At 33.4% G+C, this 20,512-nt stretch carries 18 protein-coding genes and 2 riboswitches; of the genes, 2 read left to right on the forward strand and 16 right to left on the reverse strand.

Annotated features, from left to right (window positions below; genetic code table 11):
- Positions 1-34: 34 nt before the first annotated feature.
- The 4 genes from rbsU to rbsR form a co-directional block, all read right to left on the reverse strand.
- On the reverse strand, positions 35-916 hold the full coding sequence (gene rbsU / locus ACVWNY_RS12135) for a ribose/proton symporter RbsU (RefSeq protein WP_218326688.1): 882 nt from the start codon (positions 914-916) through the stop codon (positions 35-37).
- A gap of 18 nt (positions 917-934) precedes the next feature.
- A complete protein-coding gene (gene rbsD, locus ACVWNY_RS12140) occupies positions 935-1,330 on the reverse strand; it encodes a D-ribose pyranase (protein WP_438719209.1) in 396 nt (131 codons plus the stop codon).
- 11 nt (positions 1,331-1,341) lie between these two features.
- Positions 1,342-2,250 carry a ribokinase gene (rbsK, locus tag ACVWNY_RS12145; protein WP_454071423.1) on the reverse strand — a complete coding sequence of 303 codons (909 nt, stop codon included), beginning with the start codon at positions 2,248-2,250 and terminating at the stop codon, positions 1,342-1,344.
- A gap of 94 nt (positions 2,251-2,344) precedes the next feature.
- Positions 2,345-3,349 carry a ribose utilization transcriptional repressor RbsR gene (rbsR, locus tag ACVWNY_RS12150; RefSeq protein WP_438719207.1) on the reverse strand — a complete coding sequence of 335 codons (1,005 nt, stop codon included), beginning with the start codon at positions 3,347-3,349 and terminating at the stop codon, positions 2,345-2,347.
- 110 nt (positions 3,350-3,459) lie between these two features.
- Between rbsR and ACVWNY_RS12155 the strand changes: the two genes are divergently transcribed.
- Complete coding sequence (locus ACVWNY_RS12155; RefSeq protein ID WP_438719206.1) at positions 3,460-4,377, forward strand: alpha/beta hydrolase; 918 nt, start codon at positions 3,460-3,462, stop codon at positions 4,375-4,377.
- A 63-nt stretch (positions 4,378-4,440) separates the two neighbouring features.
- Here the strand turns inward: ACVWNY_RS12155 and ACVWNY_RS12160 are convergent, their stop codons facing one another.
- The 7 genes from ACVWNY_RS12160 to ACVWNY_RS12190 all read right to left on the reverse strand — a co-directional run bounded on the left by ACVWNY_RS12160 (position 4,441) and on the right by ACVWNY_RS12190 (position 11,713).
- Positions 4,441-5,403, reverse strand: coding sequence for a sugar-binding transcriptional regulator (locus ACVWNY_RS12160; protein WP_218326695.1), 963 nt, complete (start codon positions 5,401-5,403; stop codon positions 4,441-4,443).
- Between the two features lie 67 nt (positions 5,404-5,470).
- Positions 5,471-5,827: a PTS glucitol/sorbitol transporter subunit IIA gene (locus ACVWNY_RS12165; RefSeq protein WP_438719205.1), complete on the reverse strand. Its 357-nt coding sequence runs from the start codon at positions 5,825-5,827 to the stop codon at positions 5,471-5,473.
- A gap of 27 nt (positions 5,828-5,854) precedes the next feature.
- Complete coding sequence (gene srlE / locus ACVWNY_RS12170) at positions 5,855-6,898, reverse strand: PTS glucitol/sorbitol transporter subunit IIB (RefSeq protein WP_438719204.1); 1,044 nt, start codon at positions 6,896-6,898, stop codon at positions 5,855-5,857.
- A gap of 12 nt (positions 6,899-6,910) precedes the next feature.
- A complete protein-coding gene (srlA, locus tag ACVWNY_RS12175; RefSeq protein ID WP_218326698.1) occupies positions 6,911-7,459 on the reverse strand; it encodes a PTS glucitol/sorbitol transporter subunit IIC in 549 nt (182 codons plus the stop codon).
- Between the two features lie 12 nt (positions 7,460-7,471).
- On the reverse strand, positions 7,472-7,861 hold the full coding sequence (locus ACVWNY_RS12180) for a transcriptional regulator GutM (RefSeq protein ID WP_438719203.1): 390 nt from the start codon (positions 7,859-7,861) through the stop codon (positions 7,472-7,474).
- 75 nt (positions 7,862-7,936) lie between these two features.
- Positions 7,937-9,187 (reverse strand): NAD(P)H-dependent oxidoreductase, encoded by a 1,251-nt coding sequence (locus tag ACVWNY_RS12185; RefSeq protein ID WP_438719202.1) that lies wholly within the window; start codon positions 9,185-9,187, stop codon positions 7,937-7,939.
- Between the two features lie 915 nt (positions 9,188-10,102).
- Positions 10,103-11,713, reverse strand: a complete 1,611-nt coding sequence (locus ACVWNY_RS12190) for a phosphatase PAP2/LCP family protein (protein ID WP_438719201.1) — start codon at positions 11,711-11,713, stop codon at positions 10,103-10,105.
- Between the two features lie 96 nt (positions 11,714-11,809).
- A riboswitch (M-box (ykoK) riboswitch) is annotated at positions 11,810-11,976 on the reverse strand.
- A gap of 606 nt (positions 11,977-12,582) precedes the next feature.
- A riboswitch (M-box (ykoK) riboswitch) is annotated at positions 12,583-12,750 on the forward strand.
- 109 nt (positions 12,751-12,859) lie between these two features.
- Here ACVWNY_RS12190 and ACVWNY_RS12195 point away from each other — a divergent pair.
- Positions 12,860-14,002 carry an FtsW/RodA/SpoVE family cell cycle protein gene (locus ACVWNY_RS12195; RefSeq protein WP_454071424.1) on the forward strand — a complete coding sequence of 381 codons (1,143 nt, stop codon included), beginning with the start codon at positions 12,860-12,862 and terminating at the stop codon, positions 14,000-14,002.
- A 554-nt stretch (positions 14,003-14,556) separates the two neighbouring features.
- On the opposite strand, the gene ACVWNY_RS12200 is transcribed toward ACVWNY_RS12195, so the two are convergent.
- The 5 genes from ACVWNY_RS12200 to ACVWNY_RS12220 all read right to left on the reverse strand — a co-directional run bounded on the left by ACVWNY_RS12200 (position 14,557) and on the right by ACVWNY_RS12220 (position 20,488).
- Positions 14,557-16,332: an oleate hydratase gene (locus tag ACVWNY_RS12200; RefSeq protein WP_454071425.1), complete on the reverse strand. Its 1,776-nt coding sequence runs from the start codon at positions 16,330-16,332 to the stop codon at positions 14,557-14,559.
- 363 nt (positions 16,333-16,695) lie between these two features.
- On the reverse strand, positions 16,696-18,039 hold the full coding sequence (locus ACVWNY_RS12205) for a hypothetical protein (protein WP_438719198.1): 1,344 nt from the start codon (positions 18,037-18,039) through the stop codon (positions 16,696-16,698).
- A gap of 266 nt (positions 18,040-18,305) precedes the next feature.
- Positions 18,306-18,608 (reverse strand): hypothetical protein, encoded by a 303-nt coding sequence (locus tag ACVWNY_RS12210; RefSeq protein ID WP_218326705.1) that lies wholly within the window; start codon positions 18,606-18,608, stop codon positions 18,306-18,308.
- Positions 18,609-18,670: 62 nt separating this feature from the next.
- Positions 18,671-18,925, reverse strand: a complete 255-nt coding sequence (locus ACVWNY_RS12215; RefSeq protein ID WP_438719197.1) for a hypothetical protein — start codon at positions 18,923-18,925, stop codon at positions 18,671-18,673.
- Positions 18,926-19,786: 861 nt separating this feature from the next.
- Positions 19,787-20,488, reverse strand: a complete 702-nt coding sequence (locus tag ACVWNY_RS12220; RefSeq protein WP_438719196.1) for a potassium channel family protein — start codon at positions 20,486-20,488, stop codon at positions 19,787-19,789.
- Positions 20,489-20,512: the final 24 nt, after the last annotated feature.

A 20,512-nucleotide genomic window follows, 5' to 3' on the forward strand; every position in this document is an offset into this window, starting at 1 on the left:
ATTATAGCATCATCGAAGGAAAAACTGCTGAATTTTAAATCGTGACCGTCACCGCTGCTGCAGCCAAGATTAAAAGCAGCCCGATGATCGTTACTCGCATTTCTTTTTTGGTTTTCTTTTGACCTAAGAACCAAATACCAGTCAGTGTCGCTAAGACTACCGAAGTTTGTGACAAGATAAAGCCAGTCGCCAAACCATTCATATCTGGTTGAGCTGAAATAAGATACGTCAACGCTGCAAAAGCAAAGAAGAAGCCAGAGAAAATATGTTTATATGAAACACTTTCTTTAAAAGCTGATTCTTCTTTAAAGGATAAGAAAATCGCATAAACGACTGCCACAATCACCATACCAATCGCTTGTGGTAGAAAAGCATGCATCCCATCTAAGTTAGTTGCTTGAGGTGCTGCTGAATAAGCCCAATAACCAATTTCACCAATTAATAAAATGATGACTGCTTTTTTTAATTTACCAGCATCTGCTGAAGTCCGATCTTCTGACCAAACAGTTAAATAAGCACCCACAATAATGACTACTAAAGCCAAACCACCAATGATTTTTGCCATCATTCCCGGCCAGTCACCTAAAGCAAAAACGCCCCATAAAGAAGCACCTAACAACTGGAATGCCGTTGTAATTGGCATCGCCCGTGATGAACCTATTAACCTAAATGATTGGAACGTAATAATTTGTGCTGTTGCCCAGCCGACACCAGATAAAATTGCAAAAAATAAATCTCGACCGCCTGGAAAAGCTAGCCCTTGTACTAAGGAAAAAACCATGGCAAAAATTAAAGTTCCCAGAGTTGAACCTAAAATTTGATTAACAGGACGCCCACCGATTTTTGAAGCAATCGTGGGATAAAGTCCCCAACCTAATAACGGACCTAAGCCAATTAATATTGCTAATGTGTTCATAAATATTTCCTCCTAAATTTAAAAGACGACGCCGCTTTCCAAAATAATATTGGCAAACGGACTCATTTCTCCAGTACGAATAAAGGCATGAACTTGATGTAAATTTCTCTTCATTTCACTATGAGGAATAAAACTGATTGGCATTTCAGGCAAGCGTTCTTTGATTTGGTTTAACACAGTTGGATTTTCCGTTTTAATTTCTTCAGCCAAATAAATTCGTTGAACTTCCAATTCCCCCAAGACATTATCTAGTACATCCATAAAACTTGGAATCCCATTGGTTACTGCTAAATCAATTTTTTCAGTGGTCATTGGGACCGGCATCCCAGCATCACCAATACTTAACGTATCGAAATGACCCATTTGACTAATTACTCGTGATATATCTGAATTAATTACTTTAGTTTTTTTCATTTTTCAATCTCCTATTTCTCAATTTCGTTTTGATATGGAATTGATGGCTGTGCACCAAAGCGTTGCACAGTAATCGCTGAAGCATGGTTTCCAAAGGTAATTGCTTCGACTAAATTACTAAAATCCTTTTTCAAAATACTGCTTAAAGCGCCAATAAAAGTATCACCAGCTGCGGTGGTGTCAACTGCTTTAACTTTCATTGCTGGCACAATCCCACTTTTCCCATCAAAGTGATAAAAAGCTCCCTTGCTGCCAACAGTAATAATCACTACAGCTATCCCTAAATCGTGTAATTGATTGGCTGCTTCAGTCATGCTAGCTTCATCGGTGATAGTGATACCCGTCAAAATTTCTGTTTCCGTTTCATTTGGCACAATCATATCAGTAACTTTTAATAATTTTTCCGGTACTTTTGCCAACGCTGGAGCTGGATTTAAAATTGTTTTCACGCCAGCTGCTTGCGCGATTTCAAAAGCTTGAATAGTGCTTTCTACAGCGCTTTCAAACTGGGCAATCACGAAATCACTTGCTTCAATCAGTTCTCTTTGGGCTAGAACATCTTCCGCCGTAAAGGCATCGTTGGCACCAGAATGAATAATAATATTATTTTCTCCCGTTTCATCAACAGTAATAAAAGCTTGACCCGTCACTTGATTTTCCAAAACTTGTACCCCAGTTAATTCAATTTCTTCTTCAGACAAAAGTTCCTTCATAACAGTACCGGCTGCATCGTTGCCAATTGCACCAATAAAATTAGTTTTCGCTCCTGCACGTTTAGCTGCGACAGCTTGATTAGCGCCTTTACCACCACCGGCTGTATATAATTCTTTGGTATGAATTGTTTCTCCTGGTTTTGGCATATGGTCCACTCGTAAATTCGTATCCAAATTAATACTTCCAACTACCGTAATCGTATTCATTTTGTAAAAACCACCTTTATTTAGTTTGAATTAAAACGTTTTATTAAAACGTTTTAATTCGTTGCCAAAAATATAACACACCTTGAAAACAATTTCAAGAGAACGATTTCAAGGGTGCTGTAGATTTTCTTATTTTTAATTGTACAGGTAACATTATTTCGTCCCAGGCTTTATCTGAATGAGCAATTCTTTCTAATAATAATTGAGCAGCTGTTTCGCCAATCTTCAAAACGGGCTGAGCCACAGTTGTTAATTCAGGCGTTACATACGCCGCCATATCAATATTGTCATAACCGACAATACTATAATCGTCAGGGATTTTTTTTCCGGCTTCCTTTAAGCCATAATATAAACCAAAAGCAATCTCATCATTAATCGCAAAAATACCGGTCACTTTGCTGGCTAAAACTTTTGATACAGCCGCTTGTCCGCCGATCTTTGATAAACTGGCATCAATCACTTCCAAATTGGTTCCATAAATGGAGCGAAAACCAGCTAACCTCGTTTGGATATTTTCTGTTGCTGTTTTAGGCAACACGACCGCTACTTGCTGATGCCCTAAGTCTTTTAAATGCTGGGCGGCGATTTTTCCGCCAGTAAAATCATCCGACAAGACCGCATCACTAAATCCTTCAGCTTTTTTTTGATCCAAAACAATAAAAGGTCGATTTTTTTGACGTAAATTTTGGTTAATCGCTTCATTTGAAATGGCTGAACTGGCAATAATAAAACCATCTACGCCACGACGACTTAATTCTTCTAAATAAGCACTTTCCCGCTGATCATCAGAATCGGCATTACATAGAATCGTTACAAAATTTTCTCGATATAATATTTTTTCAATACCTGAAAGTAAAGTGCCAAAAAAAGGATTAGTAATGTCTGGGACCAAAACACCAATGGTTTTACTCTTTTTTACAATCATCCGACGGGCAAAATAATCTGGTTCATAATTTAGTGCTTTTTTGGCAGCTATAACTTTTTCCACCGTCTTAGGACTAAATTTATCATCGTTGCCATTTAATATTTGGGAAACGGTCGCAATCGAAACGCCCGATTGTTTGGCTACGTCTTTAATAGTGATTTTTTTATTAGTCATGATTTCTCCTCGCTTAAAATACTCCTTATTTTCGCATGAATATTCTTGTCTGTAAACTTGTCAAAAGATGGTATTTCTTCTATACTGCTAGAAGCATAAAGGAGTATCGAATGAAAAAAAAGATAAAAATTATTTTAATTAGTTTAGTTGCATTGATTGTTGTCGTTTTAATTGGCGCCGGAAACTACTTTTACAATTACGCTGTCGTTCCTTCAGAAAAAGATTTTTTAAGCAGCGGTAGCACTGAAGTAAGCGACTCACAAAAATGGTTTGACAATAAAGAAAATCGAACCACCTGGCAATTAAAAGCCAGCGACGGTTTAAAACTTTCAGCAATTTACTTACCAGCTGAAAATGCTAAAAAAACAGCAATTATAGCCCATGGTTATATGGGAAATGCTGAAGACATGGCTGACTATGCCAAGATGTACCATGATTTAGGCTATAATGTTTTAACCCCAGATGCTCGCGGCCATGGTAAAAGCGCAGGCGATTATATTGGCTTCGGTTGGGACGAACGAAAAGATTACCAACAGTGGATTCAACAGGTTCTGAAAAAAAATGGCGCAGATCAAGAAATTGTTCTTCACGGCATCAGCATGGGTGCCGCGACTGTCATGATGACTAGTGGCGAAAAATTACCACAGCAAGTAAAAGCATTTGTTGAGGATTGTGGTTACACTTCTACTAATGCTGAATTGAGCTATCAATTGAAAGATATGTTTAATCTACCTGCATTTCCACTAATCCCTGTGACTAGTTTAGTAACTAAAGTCAGAGCAGGCTATTTTTTTGGTGAAGCTGATGCCCTTAAACAACTGGCTAAAAATGAACGCCCAATGTTGTTTATCCATGGTGATGCAGATAAATTTGTGCCCTTTTCCATGTTAGACCAAAATTACCAAGCAACTAAAGGTCCTAAAGAAAAATATGTAGTGAAAGGCGCTGCCCATGCACAAGCCTTTTCAAAAAAACCTGAAAAATATCAAGCAACAGTTGCAGAATTTTTAACCAAATATGTCAAATAAAAAAACATTGAAGCTAGCATTATATATTGCAGCTTCAATGTTTTTTGTTAATAGAATCAAATTTTATTCTTCGCTGCTGTCAGTTTTTTCTAGTAAAAATTCAGCTATTTCTGTTGTTACGGCAATCATATTGATTAATTGATGTTGAATCGCTACATAAAGCGCTGATTTTTTAGATTCTTCGTGACAAATTGCAGCGATTTTATCAATTTTTTTCAACTCTGTTAAATTTACGCCAATAACATTTTCATTGATCCGACTATCTACTTCCTCGCCATTACGATCAAAGAAACGAGAATTAATATCTCCCACTGTATGGACTGATTTTAAATCCGCCAAAGCAGCTGGATTTAAATAACCGATTTCCGTCATCGTATTTTTAGTTGAGAAAGGATCTGCAATCCCTACTAGCGCAAGATCTACCTTGCATCCTTCAGCCAAAACTTCTTTAATTAAAGAATTCTCGATTAAACTTGTTTTGACTTCATGATTATCAACTAAAGCCGGCGCATAAAGATACAGACTACGACCTCTAATTTTACGAGCCAAATCATAGGCCAGCTGATTTGAGTGAACATCAACATGATCAGGACCCATCCCACCAATTAATGGCACGATCATCGTTTCAGGACTATTTTCATAAGGGAATTCATCCACAAAACGCCGCAACATTTTCCCCCACGAAATACCGATTTTATTTGCTTGATCAATGTCTCGTTTAAAGGAGGAAATAGCCGTTTGCACCAAAATTTTCTCGACTTCATTTTCTCTGATATTGTTTGTGTCTAGCACGACTGCTCGTTTTAACCCGAATTTTTTTTCTAAGCTTAATTCCAGCTCTGCTGAGTAAGCACTTTCACTTTTTATGTAAATGTCAACAATTCCTTCTTTTTTTGCATCATTCAAATATTTTGAAACCAGCGACCGAGAAATCCCCATTTTCTTGGCAATATCCGACTGTTTCAAATCCTCTTTATGATACATTGTGGCAACTCTAACTAAATCCCGATTCATTTGTTCATTCATTTTTATTGACCCCCTTCCAAAACAGCAAAAGTGAGACAACGATTGCCTCACCTCACCATATTTTCTTTTATAAAAATTCGATTACTTCGCCAATTTCAACTGTTTCAGGATAACTACTTGGACTAATAATAATCGCACCTGGTAAAATTTCGCCAATCTCATCACGGAAATAAATCGAGATATGACCTAATTCTTCGAAGTTTGCATTAGCTTGAGAGCCAACTGCGGCAATTTTATATTCTTGACTACCAAATTTAATAAGGCCACCAACTTTCAAGGCATCCTCTGGTTTTTCTTCAAATTCATGAATGACACAAATATCTCTCAATTCAGCCGTTGCTTCTGGGCCAAATAAAATAATCAATTTTTCTTCGGCAAATGCTTCTACCATTGAACCAATTTCAGTTACTTTTGTTTTTACCATGAGAATCCCTCAATTTCTTTTAAATTTTTAATACATACCAAAACTGAAGACATAAGCAATCGCTACTGCAGCTACACCAGTCAATACTCGGCTATATAAAATTGCCGGCACACCGACTTGAACCGTCTCAGGTTTTGCTTCACCTAATGTTAACCCAACTGGAATAAAGTCACAACCTACATGAGCATTAATGGCAAATAATGCTGGCAATGCATACTGTACAGGAATTGATCCGTTTGCAATTTGTGTACCGATCAAAACACCGATAACCTGTGAAATAACCGCACCAGGTCCTAAGATTGGTGACAAGATTGGAATACTACAGATTAATGCTAAAGCCAACATTCCTGGTAGAGATCCCGCCAAAGGAGAAAGCACATTTGCAATCCAATCACCAATACCAGTGTAGTTGATAATCCCAATCATCATTGAGATAAACGCCATAAACGGAATAATATTTTTCAAAAGCATATCAACCGCATCACGACCTGATTGATAGAAGACACCCATCACGCCACCGATTCCGCGAGAAAAACGAACTAAAAAGCCATCTTTCTTCTCGTTATTAGCTTTGTGATCTGCCTTTGCTTTTGCATATTTCTCTTCAAATTTTTCTTCAATTTCTTCAGTTTCAGCCGCTGCATTAACTATCTCTTTTTCGGCTTGGGCAATTCCAGCACTTTGAACTTCTTCTACAGTAGCGCTATCTCTTAATTTTATATTATTTGGCTTCACACCAGAAACAAAAATATCTTCAGTAATATGCTTTGCCAAAGGGCCAGATGGTGAGGAAGGCAATACATCAACCGTTGGAATCCGTTTCATGGGATAAACTCCGATTCGGGCTGTACCACCACAATCAATGACAGCACACATCATTTCTTCTTCTGGTACTTGGTTTTTAAAACCATCCCAAGCTTCTGCCCCACTTAAATCTGCAATTGCTTGCGCGACTGGATGAATCCCGCCACCCGTTACAGAAACAACTTTATTTTTCTGATCAGTTGGTGTCAATTCCAATCCAACACCCCAACCATTACTTCCTGGTTCCACAAAAATTGTTTTAAACATGTCAAGATCCTCCTAGCTAGCCACACTCTTGGCTGAATTTTTTTTCGATTCACGAGAGATTAAAAACTTAGTGATTTGCTCAGTGACTACACCCCGCATAAATACGACGATGACACCGACAATAAAATATCGAACAGCCAAAGTCGATTGACTATAACCAGCTTGTGTTACCCCATTAGCAATACCTAAAAAGACAAATAATTCACCAGCATTTGCATAAGGAAATAATCCTGTTACCGGATGTAAAAAAGATACAACTGCGTCATAAAAAGCTGGTTTTTCTTCTTCTTTAACAAATTTCCCAAAAGTATAAGCCATTGGATTAGTCAGCATCAAGACTGACAAAATCGGCATCACTGAGTAACGTAACACCATGTATTTCGAACAAAATCGAATTGCTCGGTCGACTCTTTCTTCACCAATAAAGGCAATTACTGAATAAGTGAAAGTCAGTAGAACAATCAATAACGGAACAATCCCCGTCATAAAACTTGTAAACTGCTCCCCGCCAGCTTCAAATAATCCAATAAAATTTGTTCCGAACCATTCAATATACTTCATTATTTGTTCCTCCTAATTATTAGTAATCGCTTCCATTTTCCGTAGGTAGATGTTTCCCAATAAATTCTCTGTCTTAGATAGATGTTTCACTGTCTGTTGCTTTTCATAAAAATCTTTCAAATGCATATTTTGATAATTTTTCATTTCTCTAAAACCTGCAAAGATTGTCAACCCGCGGCAAATATAGCAGTGTTCAATTGTACCGGCTTCATTTATTACGATTGCCACAATTGTCTTTGACAGCCAACCCTTTGATACATCCGTCTGTAGTTCAAAACCTGTCTGTCCAGCATATTCTTTAGTAATTTTACTAATAAAACGATTATAATTGCGGACTTGAATAAAACTGGCAAGTGACTGTAGCACCATCAAAAGCAACACGACGACCATTAATAAATTCATGACATTCCTCTTTTCTTTTAAAAAATGAAACAGAAGCGATGATCACTTCTGCTTCACCAGAAATTCAACTTATTTTTATTCTGCAAAGGTTTGATCTTGCATTTTACGTAAACGATAAACAGTAGTTGATTCATCAATTTCAATATCATCATAAGTTAAGAACGTACCATCTTTAATATCACGTTTAGCTACAGAACTACCGCCAACTAAACCGATTGGCACATTTCCATTTTTCTTCATATCAGCATGTGTTTCTAGCACACCGCGGACACAATAACCACCGATACCATCGATTCTTTCACCAGCTTTGATATCTTTTTTCGCTACCGCTACTGTCTCAGAAATTGGTGCTCCCATTGGCACAATTGCATGATCGTTTTCTAAAACTGCTCGAGCAATCGTCAATGGTGTTTCTAAACTAGCTAAGTGGAACGGACGGTATAACAAGTGATGATCCCGTTCACCTTTTTTCATTAAGTAACTTAATTCGTGACGCACACCTTCGTTTTGACCCTTCACAATTACGAAGACACCTGGTGCTAAACCATCGACATATTCAACAACACCAAAGTTATCTAAAACTCCGCCATTTTCTTTTAAATCAAGTTTTTCTACTGTGCCATCTAAATCAGCTGAAATTCCGTGCATTCCAACTTTATCTGGTACAAATCCAATCGCATTAGATAACAGATTCATTTCTGCCATAGTTTTTGTTCCATCTTGGAAAGCTGCCAACATATGACTAGACATCTTTTTAGCATCTGCTTCTGCTTGAGCTGAATCAGGATTTGCACTGACTTTTAACGCGTTATTTTTTCCTTTACCAGCAACTAAAACTTCCATACCCATTGTTTTAGCAAATTCAAATAATTGAGTTGTTACTGCCGGTTCGTCACCATCTGAACCAGTGTAAACTAAGCCAGCTGCATCATATAATTTTTTCATTAATGGGCCAATGGTAATATCAATTTCAACATTTAATAGTACAATATGTTTTTTCGCAATTAAAGTTTCAAAAGAAATTTGTGCGCCAACTTCTGGAACACCTGTTGCATCAACAATGATTTCAACTTTATCAGAGTGAATGACTTCTTTAAAATCTGTCGTAGTTAAAATATCAATTTTTTGAGCTGCACTCGCATTGTAAGCCTCAGCCGCACGTTTGGCGTTATCTAAATTAATATCACTGATTCCAGCAACAATCATTCCAGGAATTGTCGAAATTTGTGCAATCATTCCTGATCCCATTTGTCCTGCGCCGATTACACCTACTTTAATAGGATTGTTATTTTTTTCACGTTCAAGTAATTTGCCATAAAGTGTCATTATATTTCCCTCCAACTAATTTTGTCATATGTCAATATGTTTGTCATATGTGTTTTACATGGATTAGTATAACATCGTTAAAAATATTGTCAACGCTTTCTCTTAAATTTTTTTCACAAACTTTTTTTAGAAGCCATAAATTTTTGAAGAAAATCGATGGTAATAAGGGTTTCAATGGGTTTTAGTTTGTAAAAAATTATTATTTATATTGATGGATTTTTAAATGATTAATGAATATTTTAATGTTATTTCCTTAATTCAAACTAAAAAATCGTAAAAAAAGGAGTGGATTTCTCCACTCCTTAAAAGTCTAACTTTTAGATTCAGTATATTTCTGTACGTATTTTTTACCTTATATTTTCCAATAATTCAATTTGCTAAATCTTGTTTATTCTTAGAATCTCTATATGCATACAACAATTACATATATAGTTAGATTGATTTTATTGCCCGCCTTTGGGATATACAAAATTATTAATTTACACGCATAAAATTTTTATTATTAAAAATCCACATCTAAATTCAAAGAAATTATTTTTGTCTAATGAATACAAATTTTAGGCTCCAGTATAAAGTAAGTCCTTTAGTGTGAAATAAAGAGGCCAAAATTTTTGGCCCCTCTTCAATCTATATCCTACATCCATAGTTAGCTCATGAGTGAAATTAGCTCGATGAATCAAGTTATTAATAGTTAATACTCTCATTTTATTTCCCTTTTTAAAGTAAGTTATCTGAAATTAAAGAAGCCAGAACCTTCTTAAATTCAGTAGAATACCTTGTATCTTTAGTCATCATCATAAAAAATTTCTCTAATATGTTATGTCGATAAAATTATTTATAATCATATTACAGAGCCATTCCTTATCAGGTATCGGGATTGAACGCTTTTGTTATAGCTTCTTCTATGGAATATAATTATTGATTTTGTTCATCCTGATTTGTATCAATATCCATCTGCTCTTTGATGGCATTTTCGACACGTTGGCGTTCGCTTTCTTCTACAAGTTGATAAGAAATTCCTTCAATTCCAGTCTCACCATCACCTGTGAAATCGTAGCCTTTTAATTGATCGGTTTTGATATTTTTTAGTGCAGGCGTGTATTGTTTTAACATGGACATCATTTGGTCAAAAGATAGATCAGTTTCTCCATTTTCACCAATAACATCCAGAATTTCTTGATACTTTAGTAAGCTGTTAAAAGAAAGTAATTTGTCTGTTAATTGAATTAAAACTTCTCGTTGGCGACGTTGACGACCATAGTCCCCTTCTGGATCTTCATACCGCATACGTGCGTACTGCAAAGCTTCCCATCCGCCTAAATGTTGCTTACCTTTTGGATAATGGATACCTTCAGCATCAAAGGCAAAGGCATTATTCACGGTAACACCACCGACAGCATCGCCAAGGTCCTTCATGGCATCCATATCAACAGAAAAGTAATGGTTGATAGGAATGTGTAAAATATTCTCTACCGTTTTAATTTGCATATCAGCACCTCCGAAAACGTGGGCTGCATTGATTTTATTATATTCTCCATCAGTGCCTGCAATTTCTACATAATAATCTCGCGGAATACTAGTAATGGTTGTCTCTTTTAATTGATTGTTAACCGTGACCACCATTAAAGCATTGGAGCGATAATCAGTCTTCCGTTTTGAATCATTCGCAATTCCCATAATTAAGAAACTTACAGGTTCACCTTTAGCCAAATCTGGACTTTTAGTTGACGATTTTCGTGGTTTATACATTGTGTTCGCTGTTTTTTTTAAATTATGATACATGCTGACGCCGTAAGCTGATATAGAAAGAGTTCCTAAAAATAAAAGAGTCAAACTGAACACTAGGAGTAAACTTTTTCTTTTACGATGATGTCGTCTACTCCGTTGCGTGATGTCTTCTTCTGCGAAAGTTTGTAAATAACGTTGATTCACAACACTGAACGAAAAGTTTACCCAGCTATAGCTTAGAAGCATACCCGCAATTACGTCACTAGGATAGTGAACGCGGAGAAGGATTCTTCCTAAAACAATCAGAACAAGATAAGCAACTAAAAAAATTTTTATCCCTTTAGCTTTTTCAACTTTAAGATAAGTTAAAGTGATAAAAACCGTACAGACAAGGCACATCGCCAACAGAGAATGCCCACTAGGGAAACTCGCGGAACTTCGATCGACTAAAGCACCTAAATCTGGTCGAGTTCGACCAATAATATGTTTAAAGACGCTCCCTAAAAAGCCTACAATTAAAAGGTTACTAACGGCCCAAAAGGCAAGAACTTTTTCTTTTTTCTGAAAAAGATAAATCATAAGTAACAAGAAGAACAGGGACATTGGGCCAATCGTTGCTGTTTTCGCCATCAGATTGATAATCGTTAAAAGTGACGTATTTAATTGCCATTTGATGTGATAGATTGCCTCGTCTATTTGTTGAAACCAATTTGGACTGGCAGCCACTAATAGCGTGAGGCAAGTAAAACAAATGGTTGTTATGGTGTAACGTGGAATTTTTTTTTCTGATCTTTGCATGAGAATCCCTTTCTTTTTTCCTTGAAAGAGGAGACTAAGCCAGCATTGATCGTAAATAAGCAATTGCTACTTTCTAAAAAAGCAAACAGTACATCAATCGGTTCTCATCGTCTGAGCTTTAGCACTATCCAACGTAAAGATTTCTCTTAGCTATCTTTAGAAGAGCCTTAATTCGACAATTCCTGTTTTACACATTGGTGTCTTTCGACATTTCTGCGCAATAGCCTATATTTGGATAGGAGCCTCACCTAACAAGGTTATTTTATCTAACTGCCAAAAGTATAGAATTAAGGTTGTATTGCTTTCAATCATTTTGAGTAAGTTTATTTTTTTTTTAATTATTTCAATCGTATTATTGGAAAAGAATAATGAATATATTGAAAAAAACAATTTTCCGTCCACCAAAAAAATATTTACAAATGGTTACTTACTTTGACGGGAATGCATTCACGTTCTTCAATATTCTGTAAAACAGTTCCGATTACTTAATTTTGCTAAGAATTTTACATCATCAATTGTTTGGTCACTTATATTCTGAATTGTCACTACTTTACTCTCATCTTTTAACAAGTTCATGGTTATTACCAGTTATATATCTAAAGTCTGTAGAACATTTTTTGTTATTATTTGATCATTTATTTATGTTTTTATAATTTTTATTCCATATCCAGTTTTTTTAAAAAATAAAAATTTTATTGTAATAGCAATTAATAGAAAAGCATAACTTAATATAAAAATAAAAACCCTTTGCAACACTATTTGACGGAGAGCCGATTAAATAAAGAATTAATAAGAATTTATCAGCTTTTTTTTAAGATTTTTCCAATTCGTTGTATCGGCAAAAGAAATAAATTAATATGAACGCAATTAAATAAACTTGTTAGGTGAGGCTCCTATGTAAAAATAGGTTATTGCCCAGAAATATCGAAAGATACCAATGGGTCAAACAGGAATTGTCGAATTAAGGCTTTTTCAAATAACTAAGATATTTTTTCTTTACGTTGCATAGTGCTAAAACTCGAACGATGAGACAACCTTATAAAGGTCAAAATCTGTTCAAAAAAGGTTTTAGGCCTTTTTTATTTGGGTTACTTGTAGAATTGGTTATCAATTCCACCTAACTATCGTTTTAGGAGGAGAAATTGAATGATCAAGAATAGAAAAATTGACATTGTTATTTTAGTTCCATATTTTATTTTATCTGTAATTGGGCTTTTAGAAATTTATAGTGCCAGTTCTTATAGACTGATGGTCACAGATGAATACTCGCTAAGCTTATTATATCGGCAATTTATATTTATTATAATAAGTTTGACAATAATAGGGGTAACCTTTTTTATAAAGCTTGAGTATTTGCTACACCCACTTTTTATTAAGGGAGGTTTAATAGTTTCATTTCTCCTTTTAATTATGGTAAAAGTCGGTTTTTTTGCTGTAACTGTCAATGGCGCACAGAGATGGATTTCGATAGGGGGATTTCAGTTTCAACCATCTGAAATCATTGTTATATTTCTAATTTTATATTTAGCAAGTTATTTTAAAAATAAAAATATTACCAATGTAAAATTGACTAAACCATTTATTATTACAGGGTTAGCTACTGGCTTAGTATTATTGCAACCTAAAATTTCTGGAGCATTTATGATTATAGTGATAGTCGCAGTAATCATTTGGGCGGCAGCAATTCCTGTTGAAAAAGGAATAATAGGGATAGGCTTATTTTTAATGGGGATAATTTTAATAGCCACTATTGTATTAATTTTAGGCGAAAACAATTTGTTGCCAACATTTTTTTCTCATGCTTATAATCGCATTTCTATAGTTCACAATCCTTTCTTAGATGAGCATGGATACGGATATCAAATGGCTAATTCTTACTATGCTTTATATAATGGTGGTTTTTTAGGACTTGGCTTAGGCAATAGTCTTACTAAGCAGGGATATCTACCAGAAGCAGAGACAGATTTTATTTTTTCAATTATTAGTGAAGAATTGGGGTTGCTAGGCGCTATATTTGTCTTATTTTTAATTTTTGTAGTTTGCTTAAGGATTTTTCAGAAATCCATTCAATGCAAAGATCAGCAACTGAGCTTAGTACTTATTGGATTTGGGACGCTGATACTTATCCAATCTAGTATCAATGTCGCAAGCGTCTTAGGATTAATTCCTATGACAGGAGTACCATTACCCTTCGTAAGTTATGGAGGAACTAGTTATTTAATCCTATCTTTTGCCTTGGGTATTTGTTTAAATATTATATCTCGCAAAAATCTCTATCTTCTAAAATAATATAAACCATAATTATCACCCATAAGAGATCTCTAGAAATCTAGTCAGTAGTTTCAATTCTAAAAGCTTACTTTTTTGAATGTCTCCTATGGCAGTAATCTGAACAAAAAAGAGAAATTACTTATTATTTAATATACACCTATGAGTTACATTGTAGAGAATAGAATAAATCCGTATTGGCAATGCTTTATTTGGAATAAAAAGTGTTAATTTTGGGAATGGGAAGGGTAACCACTGTAATTAGAAAAAGTATACTAATGTTTGTTTTGAAAAAAATAGTTCTCGTTTCAAACGAGAACTAAAAGTAATAATAATCTATCATGTGATTGTATTTTTTAACTGTGGAAGATTAAAATATTACAGTTTGAATGGTTAAATACATGGGAGGCTGCCCAATCCATCAATAATTTTTTTAAAAAAATTCCCTGTTACTTTTAAAAAAACCGAAAAGAAAAATCCTTCTCGGTTGTTCATTTTGATCTACTTTTTAGATAGTAATCTTTTTTATAGAAGGACACATCGATGCTTGTTTATACACTAAAGATTACTTAGTATTATAACAAACCACTGTCTTCTAATAATTCTTCAATGAATGTACCTTTAATTTTTTTTAGTTCATGCTTTTCCACTAGACTTGTAAACCAAGGAACTTTTAGATCAATTAATTTCTTTTGATCATTTAAATAATAAGTAGCCTTCATCAATGTTCTAATATCATAGCAAGAAGCGAAAACTTCAGGAATACCTCGATCCACCTCTAATAAACCGTACACTGCTTCCATAGCTGTCCGAACTGAATATTCAGTAGTAAAAACAGTATCTCGTTTTGTTTCTGCAAAATTTCCGATAAAGGCTAAATTCTTAGATCCTTCAGGAATAACTAGTGGTCGGTCACCATTTGCACGCGGCATAAAATAAGAAGTAATATAAGGCATGTAGCAAGGCATCGTGTTGCATGAATGAATCGCTAAATCGTTGATCATTTCATTAGGAACTCCCATGTGATATAACCATTCAGCTGCAATCTCATTACCTGTGCATTCAGTGATTGTTTTTTTTGTATAGTTTCCATCAGTATCAGATATCAGTGCATAAAACCAGACGACTAGTTGATCTTTTGGTTGTTCTTTAAAATGTGGTTGACGATTTAACGTATAACTTAATTTCCAATTTGAATCTTCTACGTGAACAATTCCGCCAGTAACGACTTTTCCATTATAAGGATCTCGCTTGCTTATTTTTTCAATAAAAGGTGCAATTTTTTTATCCAATGTAGTAATGGTAGCTGAAACTACCCACGCAGCATCTGGAATATTTTCGCAGAATTTTTCTGGTCTACCAAAAGTTATGTCTTGCGCTGCTAGTTTTTTCCAAAGGTTCCAACTAACACCTAGCTTATGTGAAATAGGTGCAGGAGTATCATTATCGCCATATGTTGAACTTTCAGTAATAGAACCGTTAGTAATAAAAACTAAATCATTTTCAGTTAAATCGATTGTTTCAGGAAATCCATCTACTTTTAGTAGAATTTGTTGCGCCTGCTTTGTACCGCTTTTATCTGATTTAATTAAAATATTTTCCACTTGCGTATTATATTGGAAGTGAACACCAGCTTTTTTTAGAAAGCTTAACAGAGGTAATACTAATGATTCGTATTGGTTATATTTAGTAAATTTTAATGATGAAAAATCAGCTAAAGCGTCTATATGGTGGATAAACCGCATTAAATAACGGCGCATTTCCATTGCTGAATGCCAAGTTTCAAAGGCAAACATTGTGCACCAATAAGCCCAAAAATTTGAAGTAAGAAAATCATCAGAAAAGACCTCACTAATTTTTTTATTCTGTAGCTGACTTTCTTCCATTAAGCAAAGTGCAATTATTTCTTTTATGGCTTTTTCACTTAATAAAAATTGACCATCGGTAGCTACTTGTTCTCCCCGGTTATGAATCAAACGACAATGCGAAGAGTTGGGATCTTCTTTATTCAACCAATAAAATTCATCTAAAACAGAAGCATCTGCCTGTTCTAATGAAGGAATGGAACGGTAGAGATCCCAAAGACATTCGAAGTGACTTTCCATTTCTCGACCACCTCGTATAACGAAACCATTTTCTTGCTTGTAAATACCATCTAATGAGCCTCCGGCAAGACTCAATTCTTCGAAAATATGAATTCTATTTCCAGCCACACGACCATCACGAATCAAGAATGCTGCTGCTGCAAGTGAAGCCAGTCCAGAACCAACTAAGTAGGCAGATACCTTATCAGCTTTTTTAGGTTTTTTTGGACGTGCAAAAGCTTCATAGTTTCCATTTGAGTAATACATTTGTCATCATTCCTTTAAAAGAATTATTTTTTTAGACTTGGATACAAGAGTACTTTACATTTTTTTTCGATTTTTTTAAATAGACAAACATTGAGATTTGTCCAAAATATAAAGTACTTCTATATATTATTCTAGTAACTAAATCCAATTTTTTTGTGTCTAAAATTGGAATGTTTTTCGACGTATAGTTACTATTGAAAAAACAGTATCCACGAGAGATTAAGCTACTCGTGAATACTGCTATATTAATATTTTTGATTTTTCAACTAATTTGATTAAAAATTTAAAGGAATTCAAATTAAGCTAATATTTTAATTTGAACAATGAAATAGACTTTCTATTTGACTTAATTTTTGACGTAAACTAAAGGATATCTTTTGTAGAATACTGTATCTTTAAAATGATCAAATAATACATAGCAACTAGCAATAATATCAGTGCAGTGGCAATATGATTCCACGATTGCATAATCACCATACTATTATGAGTTGATACTGCTCTGCTGCTATATATAAAAAATTCTTTTACAGTCTTTTTGTCACTGGTCAAAATTACAGACGCTAATATCATTAAAATAAACTGATGTGATATACTACCAATATTTTGAATTGTATATTTTACCCATATTCTTTTATCCATAGGTAGAGACTCTGTTTCACTATACTGGATTGTCAACCAAGAATTTAAAATACTCTTAAATAAGCTAATTAAAAAAATTCCCAATGAAAAAAAGGGAGTTGCTAAAATAGTTACCAATCCCACTATCACACCTAACAATGAATAATTTTTCATATTTTTAAAGATGAATTTTTTTGTTGAAGTACTTAAAAACATGCCTAAAACATAAGGGAGATACACTTTAAAAGCTACTGCCTCTCTTCCATAATATCCACTAGCGTATAAGGAACAAAATAAAAATAAATAATTTCCCAATGATCCATTAATTATGGTTAAAAAAGATAAAGAACGCGGTAGTCTTTTTTCCTCGTGAGATTTAAAAATAAATAACCTTATAACACCTAAAATAATTAAAAAAATATATCCATAAATAAAATAATCAAATTCCTCTGAGTTTAGCATTAGTCTGCTAGATCGTAACAAAAATAATAGAAATAAGAAACTAAAAAATAAAACTAAATAGCTATATTTGGATTCTTCTAAATCGTGGGATGCTATTTTATATCCTGAATACTGATAAACCATATATAATGAGATGATATACAGTAAACCATAGAATGAGAAACACAAACTATAACGAAAGTTTATGGGTGAGAACATAGTAATGCCTAATATCGCAATCATAATCAGTGATATAATATTGCTACTTTTTTGTTTTTCATTCTGTTTTTTTAAATAAATATTTAAACTTGTATTTGAAGGTGGTAGCCACGCTCCACTTAGCCCTAAAAAAAATCCACCTAAAATGTACATGGGAAAATAAGTGCTACCCAATACACTAAAAATACATCCCAGTAGCCCGCTTATCAAAGAGATTTTCAAAAGGCTATAACTATTCAACGTAGTTTTTATTCCACGAATAAAAAAAATACCTGTCATCCTAAAAATATAAAAAAGAATGAAGGGAAGTATAGTACTCCAGTTAGATCCATTGCTTAACTGAATAAAAAGCATAAATGGAATAATGATTATGGTCGTACTAATAATAGACAGTGCACATTGTCCAATAAGATTCAAATTTCTTCTCATTTTTTCTCCTTTTTTGTAATATATGTTCTAATTTGATTTTTTAAATTTCAGAATATAAAATTGAAACTGATAATTTGACTATTTTTCCCAGGTGATATTGAACGGTTAGTTTCTAACTTATTACATTTATAATCACAGGCTGTGCTTTGAAACATAGCTAAAGTAACTAGTTATAAATTGCTATTGATAATTGGAATTAAATTCAATAGAAAAATAAAAAATCGAAGTAGAATGCTCTACTCCGAAAAAGATTTGAATTTTTATGATTACAATACATTTCCCGTAGTATCTTTAATTTTCTTTCCTATTTGTTTTACTTTTTCTCTACTATTTTTTACATCTTTAGCAATTTGGTTAAGAGAATTTAATTCACTATCAGATAAATCATCAACAATATTTAATAATTTTTCATTATTGTTAAATTTATCTCTGACAACTTTTTTTGTTTTGTAACGAGTTACTTCACTCTCAATTTTCCCTAATATTTTTTCAGAAAAATTAACTGTAGCATATGCCCCTGTTATTGCCAGTAAACCAATTCCTATACTAATTTTAGTTCGGTTTTTCATAAACATCCGTCCTTTTATAAAAAGCTATGATTAATGTATAAGTAAACATTTATAGCTCAATGTCACTTCAAATTTTCAAAAAAAGTATCGATTTTATTCATTTCATCTTCATCATATTTATCATATTTACCAGCATCATATAAAATATGTTTAATTTCATGAATTGCTTTCTTTTCTGCATACCATTTCTTAAATTCATGTTCCTTGCTAGTATCTTCATTAAGTGAATTAAGTTTATCCAACTCACTATCTAATTTAACTACTGTGTCAGTCACATTATTGGCTACATTTTCTTCTTTTTTTTCATAATCCGTCATAATAAACACCGCTTTCTTTATTTGTAGGTCTATAATACTCCGAAATAATTTTTACGTCTAATCATAATTGGATTTACTTAGTAACCATGCTAAATAAGTAATTTTTTAATTGAAAATAAAAAATCGGATATCCTTTGTTTCTCCCATTTTTTTGATTCTTAGGAAGTGGAGAAGAACAGTCAATAATAGATTTTCTTTACTAGTATTTTATTGTTAATCTAATTTCATCTTGATCCATTAATGCCAACATGTGTTCCTTAATCTGTTGCTTGCATATTGTCTCATCCAACATTTATGTCATAATCAGAAAGTATTTTCTGCTTTCTCACTTTGACAACTTCATCTGAATACATTTCATCTTTTGTTTTACCATGTAAACCTTAATTTTTTTCCAAAGGTTTATTTTTTGAGATCCTACTACATATATTTCTGGTATATATTTTGTATCATAACCTAATGACAATAAAAACAGAAAATCACTACGTTTGAAATTAGCCCAATCATTTTTAATTGACGGAAGGGGATGACTTGAATCAAATAAAAGTTCAACTAGATTTTTATATTTTTTGTAATTCCTCTTTATTACTTGACCAATCGGGATTACTATTTGTAACAGTAAGTAATCTCATTTTCAGTAATTTATTCATAAATATCACCTAATAACTAGTAGCTTCTTTCTTTAATGGCATGAATTGTTTTTCTTGGCAAATTCAACTCTCTTACGTTAATGCCAATACAATGACTGAGTAAAGAAAAGCTTTGCTTATTCTATTCTTATATTTTTGTTAATTTTGATTTGTCTAAAGTATCTTCCGTAATCTCCAACATATTGCTGAAATTGTTCTACCAATCCTCCACCAGTTAATCTTTTTTCTCTTTACTATTTGTTAGAATTTCAACTTGCTTAGTAAGATAATCAATTTTTTCATGCAATTTTTCTATTTCAGAAGAATGTTTTTTGTGTATCTTATTTTTACTAAAATAATTTGTTATCGTCGAAGTAATCAAACTGATAAAACCTAATCCAAATAGCATAGTTATTGAAGCAGTTAGTTTGCCCCAGGCTGTTTTTGGAATAATATCTCCATAACCCAAAGTAGTTACTGTTTCAATACTCCACCAAATACTTTCTCCATAATTTTTATTTTCAAAAAAGCTAAAAAAACCACTACCGACAAATATAATACAAGCACTTGCATAAAGTCCGTATATAAAAACATTTTCATACAAAAAACTATTCTTTTTTTTCCCTAACTTAAGCATTAAATTAATGATTCTAAAAATTCTATTGGTGCTGAATAAGAGATTGCCAGTAAGTAAATTAAATGGGAGTATAGCAACTAAATCAAATATATTTTCTAAAAAAAACTCCTTTTTTTTCTCAGACATCAAGAATCTAGTAAGGTAGCTAATAATAAAATATAAAGTAATCACCATGTCTAAGAGATTGTATGGGAATAAACTTAAATCAATTACTCTGGCTAAATTTAATATAAAAAGCATTATCCAAAAAATAGTTAAAATAAAATCAAATAATGAATAAATAGAATGTTTTGATTTCATTGTCGCCTCCTCTAAATTTTTGTC

The sequence above is a fragment of the Enterococcus sp. JNUCC 77 genome (genome assembly GCF_054819945.1).

Coding starts and splice junctions, on each gene's coding strand:
- rbsU (WP_218326688.1), bottom strand. CDS start 916: ATGAACACATTAGCAATATTAATTGGCTTAGGTCCGTTATTAGGTTGG.
- rbsD (WP_438719209.1), bottom strand. CDS start 1,330: ATGAAAAAAACTAAAGTAATTAATTCAGATATATCACGAGTAATTAGT.
- rbsK (WP_454071423.1), bottom strand. CDS start 2,250: ATGAATACGATTACGGTAGTTGGAAGTATTAATTTGGATACGAATTTA.
- rbsR (WP_438719207.1), bottom strand. CDS start 3,349: ATGACTAATAAAAAAATCACTATTAAAGACGTAGCCAAACAATCGGGC.
- ACVWNY_RS12155 (WP_438719206.1), top strand. CDS start 3,460: ATGAAAAAAAAGATAAAAATTATTTTAATTAGTTTAGTTGCATTGATT.
- ACVWNY_RS12160 (WP_218326695.1), bottom strand. CDS start 5,403: ATGAATGAACAAATGAATCGGGATTTAGTTAGAGTTGCCACAATGTAT.
- ACVWNY_RS12165 (WP_438719205.1), bottom strand. CDS start 5,827: ATGGTAAAAACAAAAGTAACTGAAATTGGTTCAATGGTAGAAGCATTT.
- srlE (WP_438719204.1), bottom strand. CDS start 6,898: ATGTTTAAAACAATTTTTGTGGAACCAGGAAGTAATGGTTGGGGTGTT.
- srlA (WP_218326698.1), bottom strand. CDS start 7,459: ATGAAGTATATTGAATGGTTCGGAACAAATTTTATTGGATTATTTGAA.
- ACVWNY_RS12180 (WP_438719203.1), bottom strand. CDS start 7,861: ATGAATTTATTAATGGTCGTCGTGTTGCTTTTGATGGTGCTACAGTCA.
- ACVWNY_RS12185 (WP_438719202.1), bottom strand. CDS start 9,187: ATGACACTTTATGGCAAATTACTTGAACGTGAAAAAAATAACAATCCT.
- ACVWNY_RS12190 (WP_438719201.1), bottom strand. CDS start 11,713: ATGCAAAGATCAGAAAAAAAAATTCCACGTTACACCATAACAACCATT.
- ACVWNY_RS12195 (WP_454071424.1), top strand. CDS start 12,860: ATGATCAAGAATAGAAAAATTGACATTGTTATTTTAGTTCCATATTTT.
- ACVWNY_RS12200 (WP_454071425.1), bottom strand. CDS start 16,332: ATGTATTACTCAAATGGAAACTATGAAGCTTTTGCACGTCCAAAAAAA.
- ACVWNY_RS12205 (WP_438719198.1), bottom strand. CDS start 18,039: ATGAGAAGAAATTTGAATCTTATTGGACAATGTGCACTGTCTATTATT.
- ACVWNY_RS12210 (WP_218326705.1), bottom strand. CDS start 18,608: ATGAAAAACCGAACTAAAATTAGTATAGGAATTGGTTTACTGGCAATA.
- ACVWNY_RS12215 (WP_438719197.1), bottom strand. CDS start 18,925: ATGACGGATTATGAAAAAAAAGAAGAAAATGTAGCCAATAATGTGACT.
- ACVWNY_RS12220 (WP_438719196.1), bottom strand. CDS start 20,488: ATGAAATCAAAACATTCTATTTATTCATTATTTGATTTTATTTTAACT.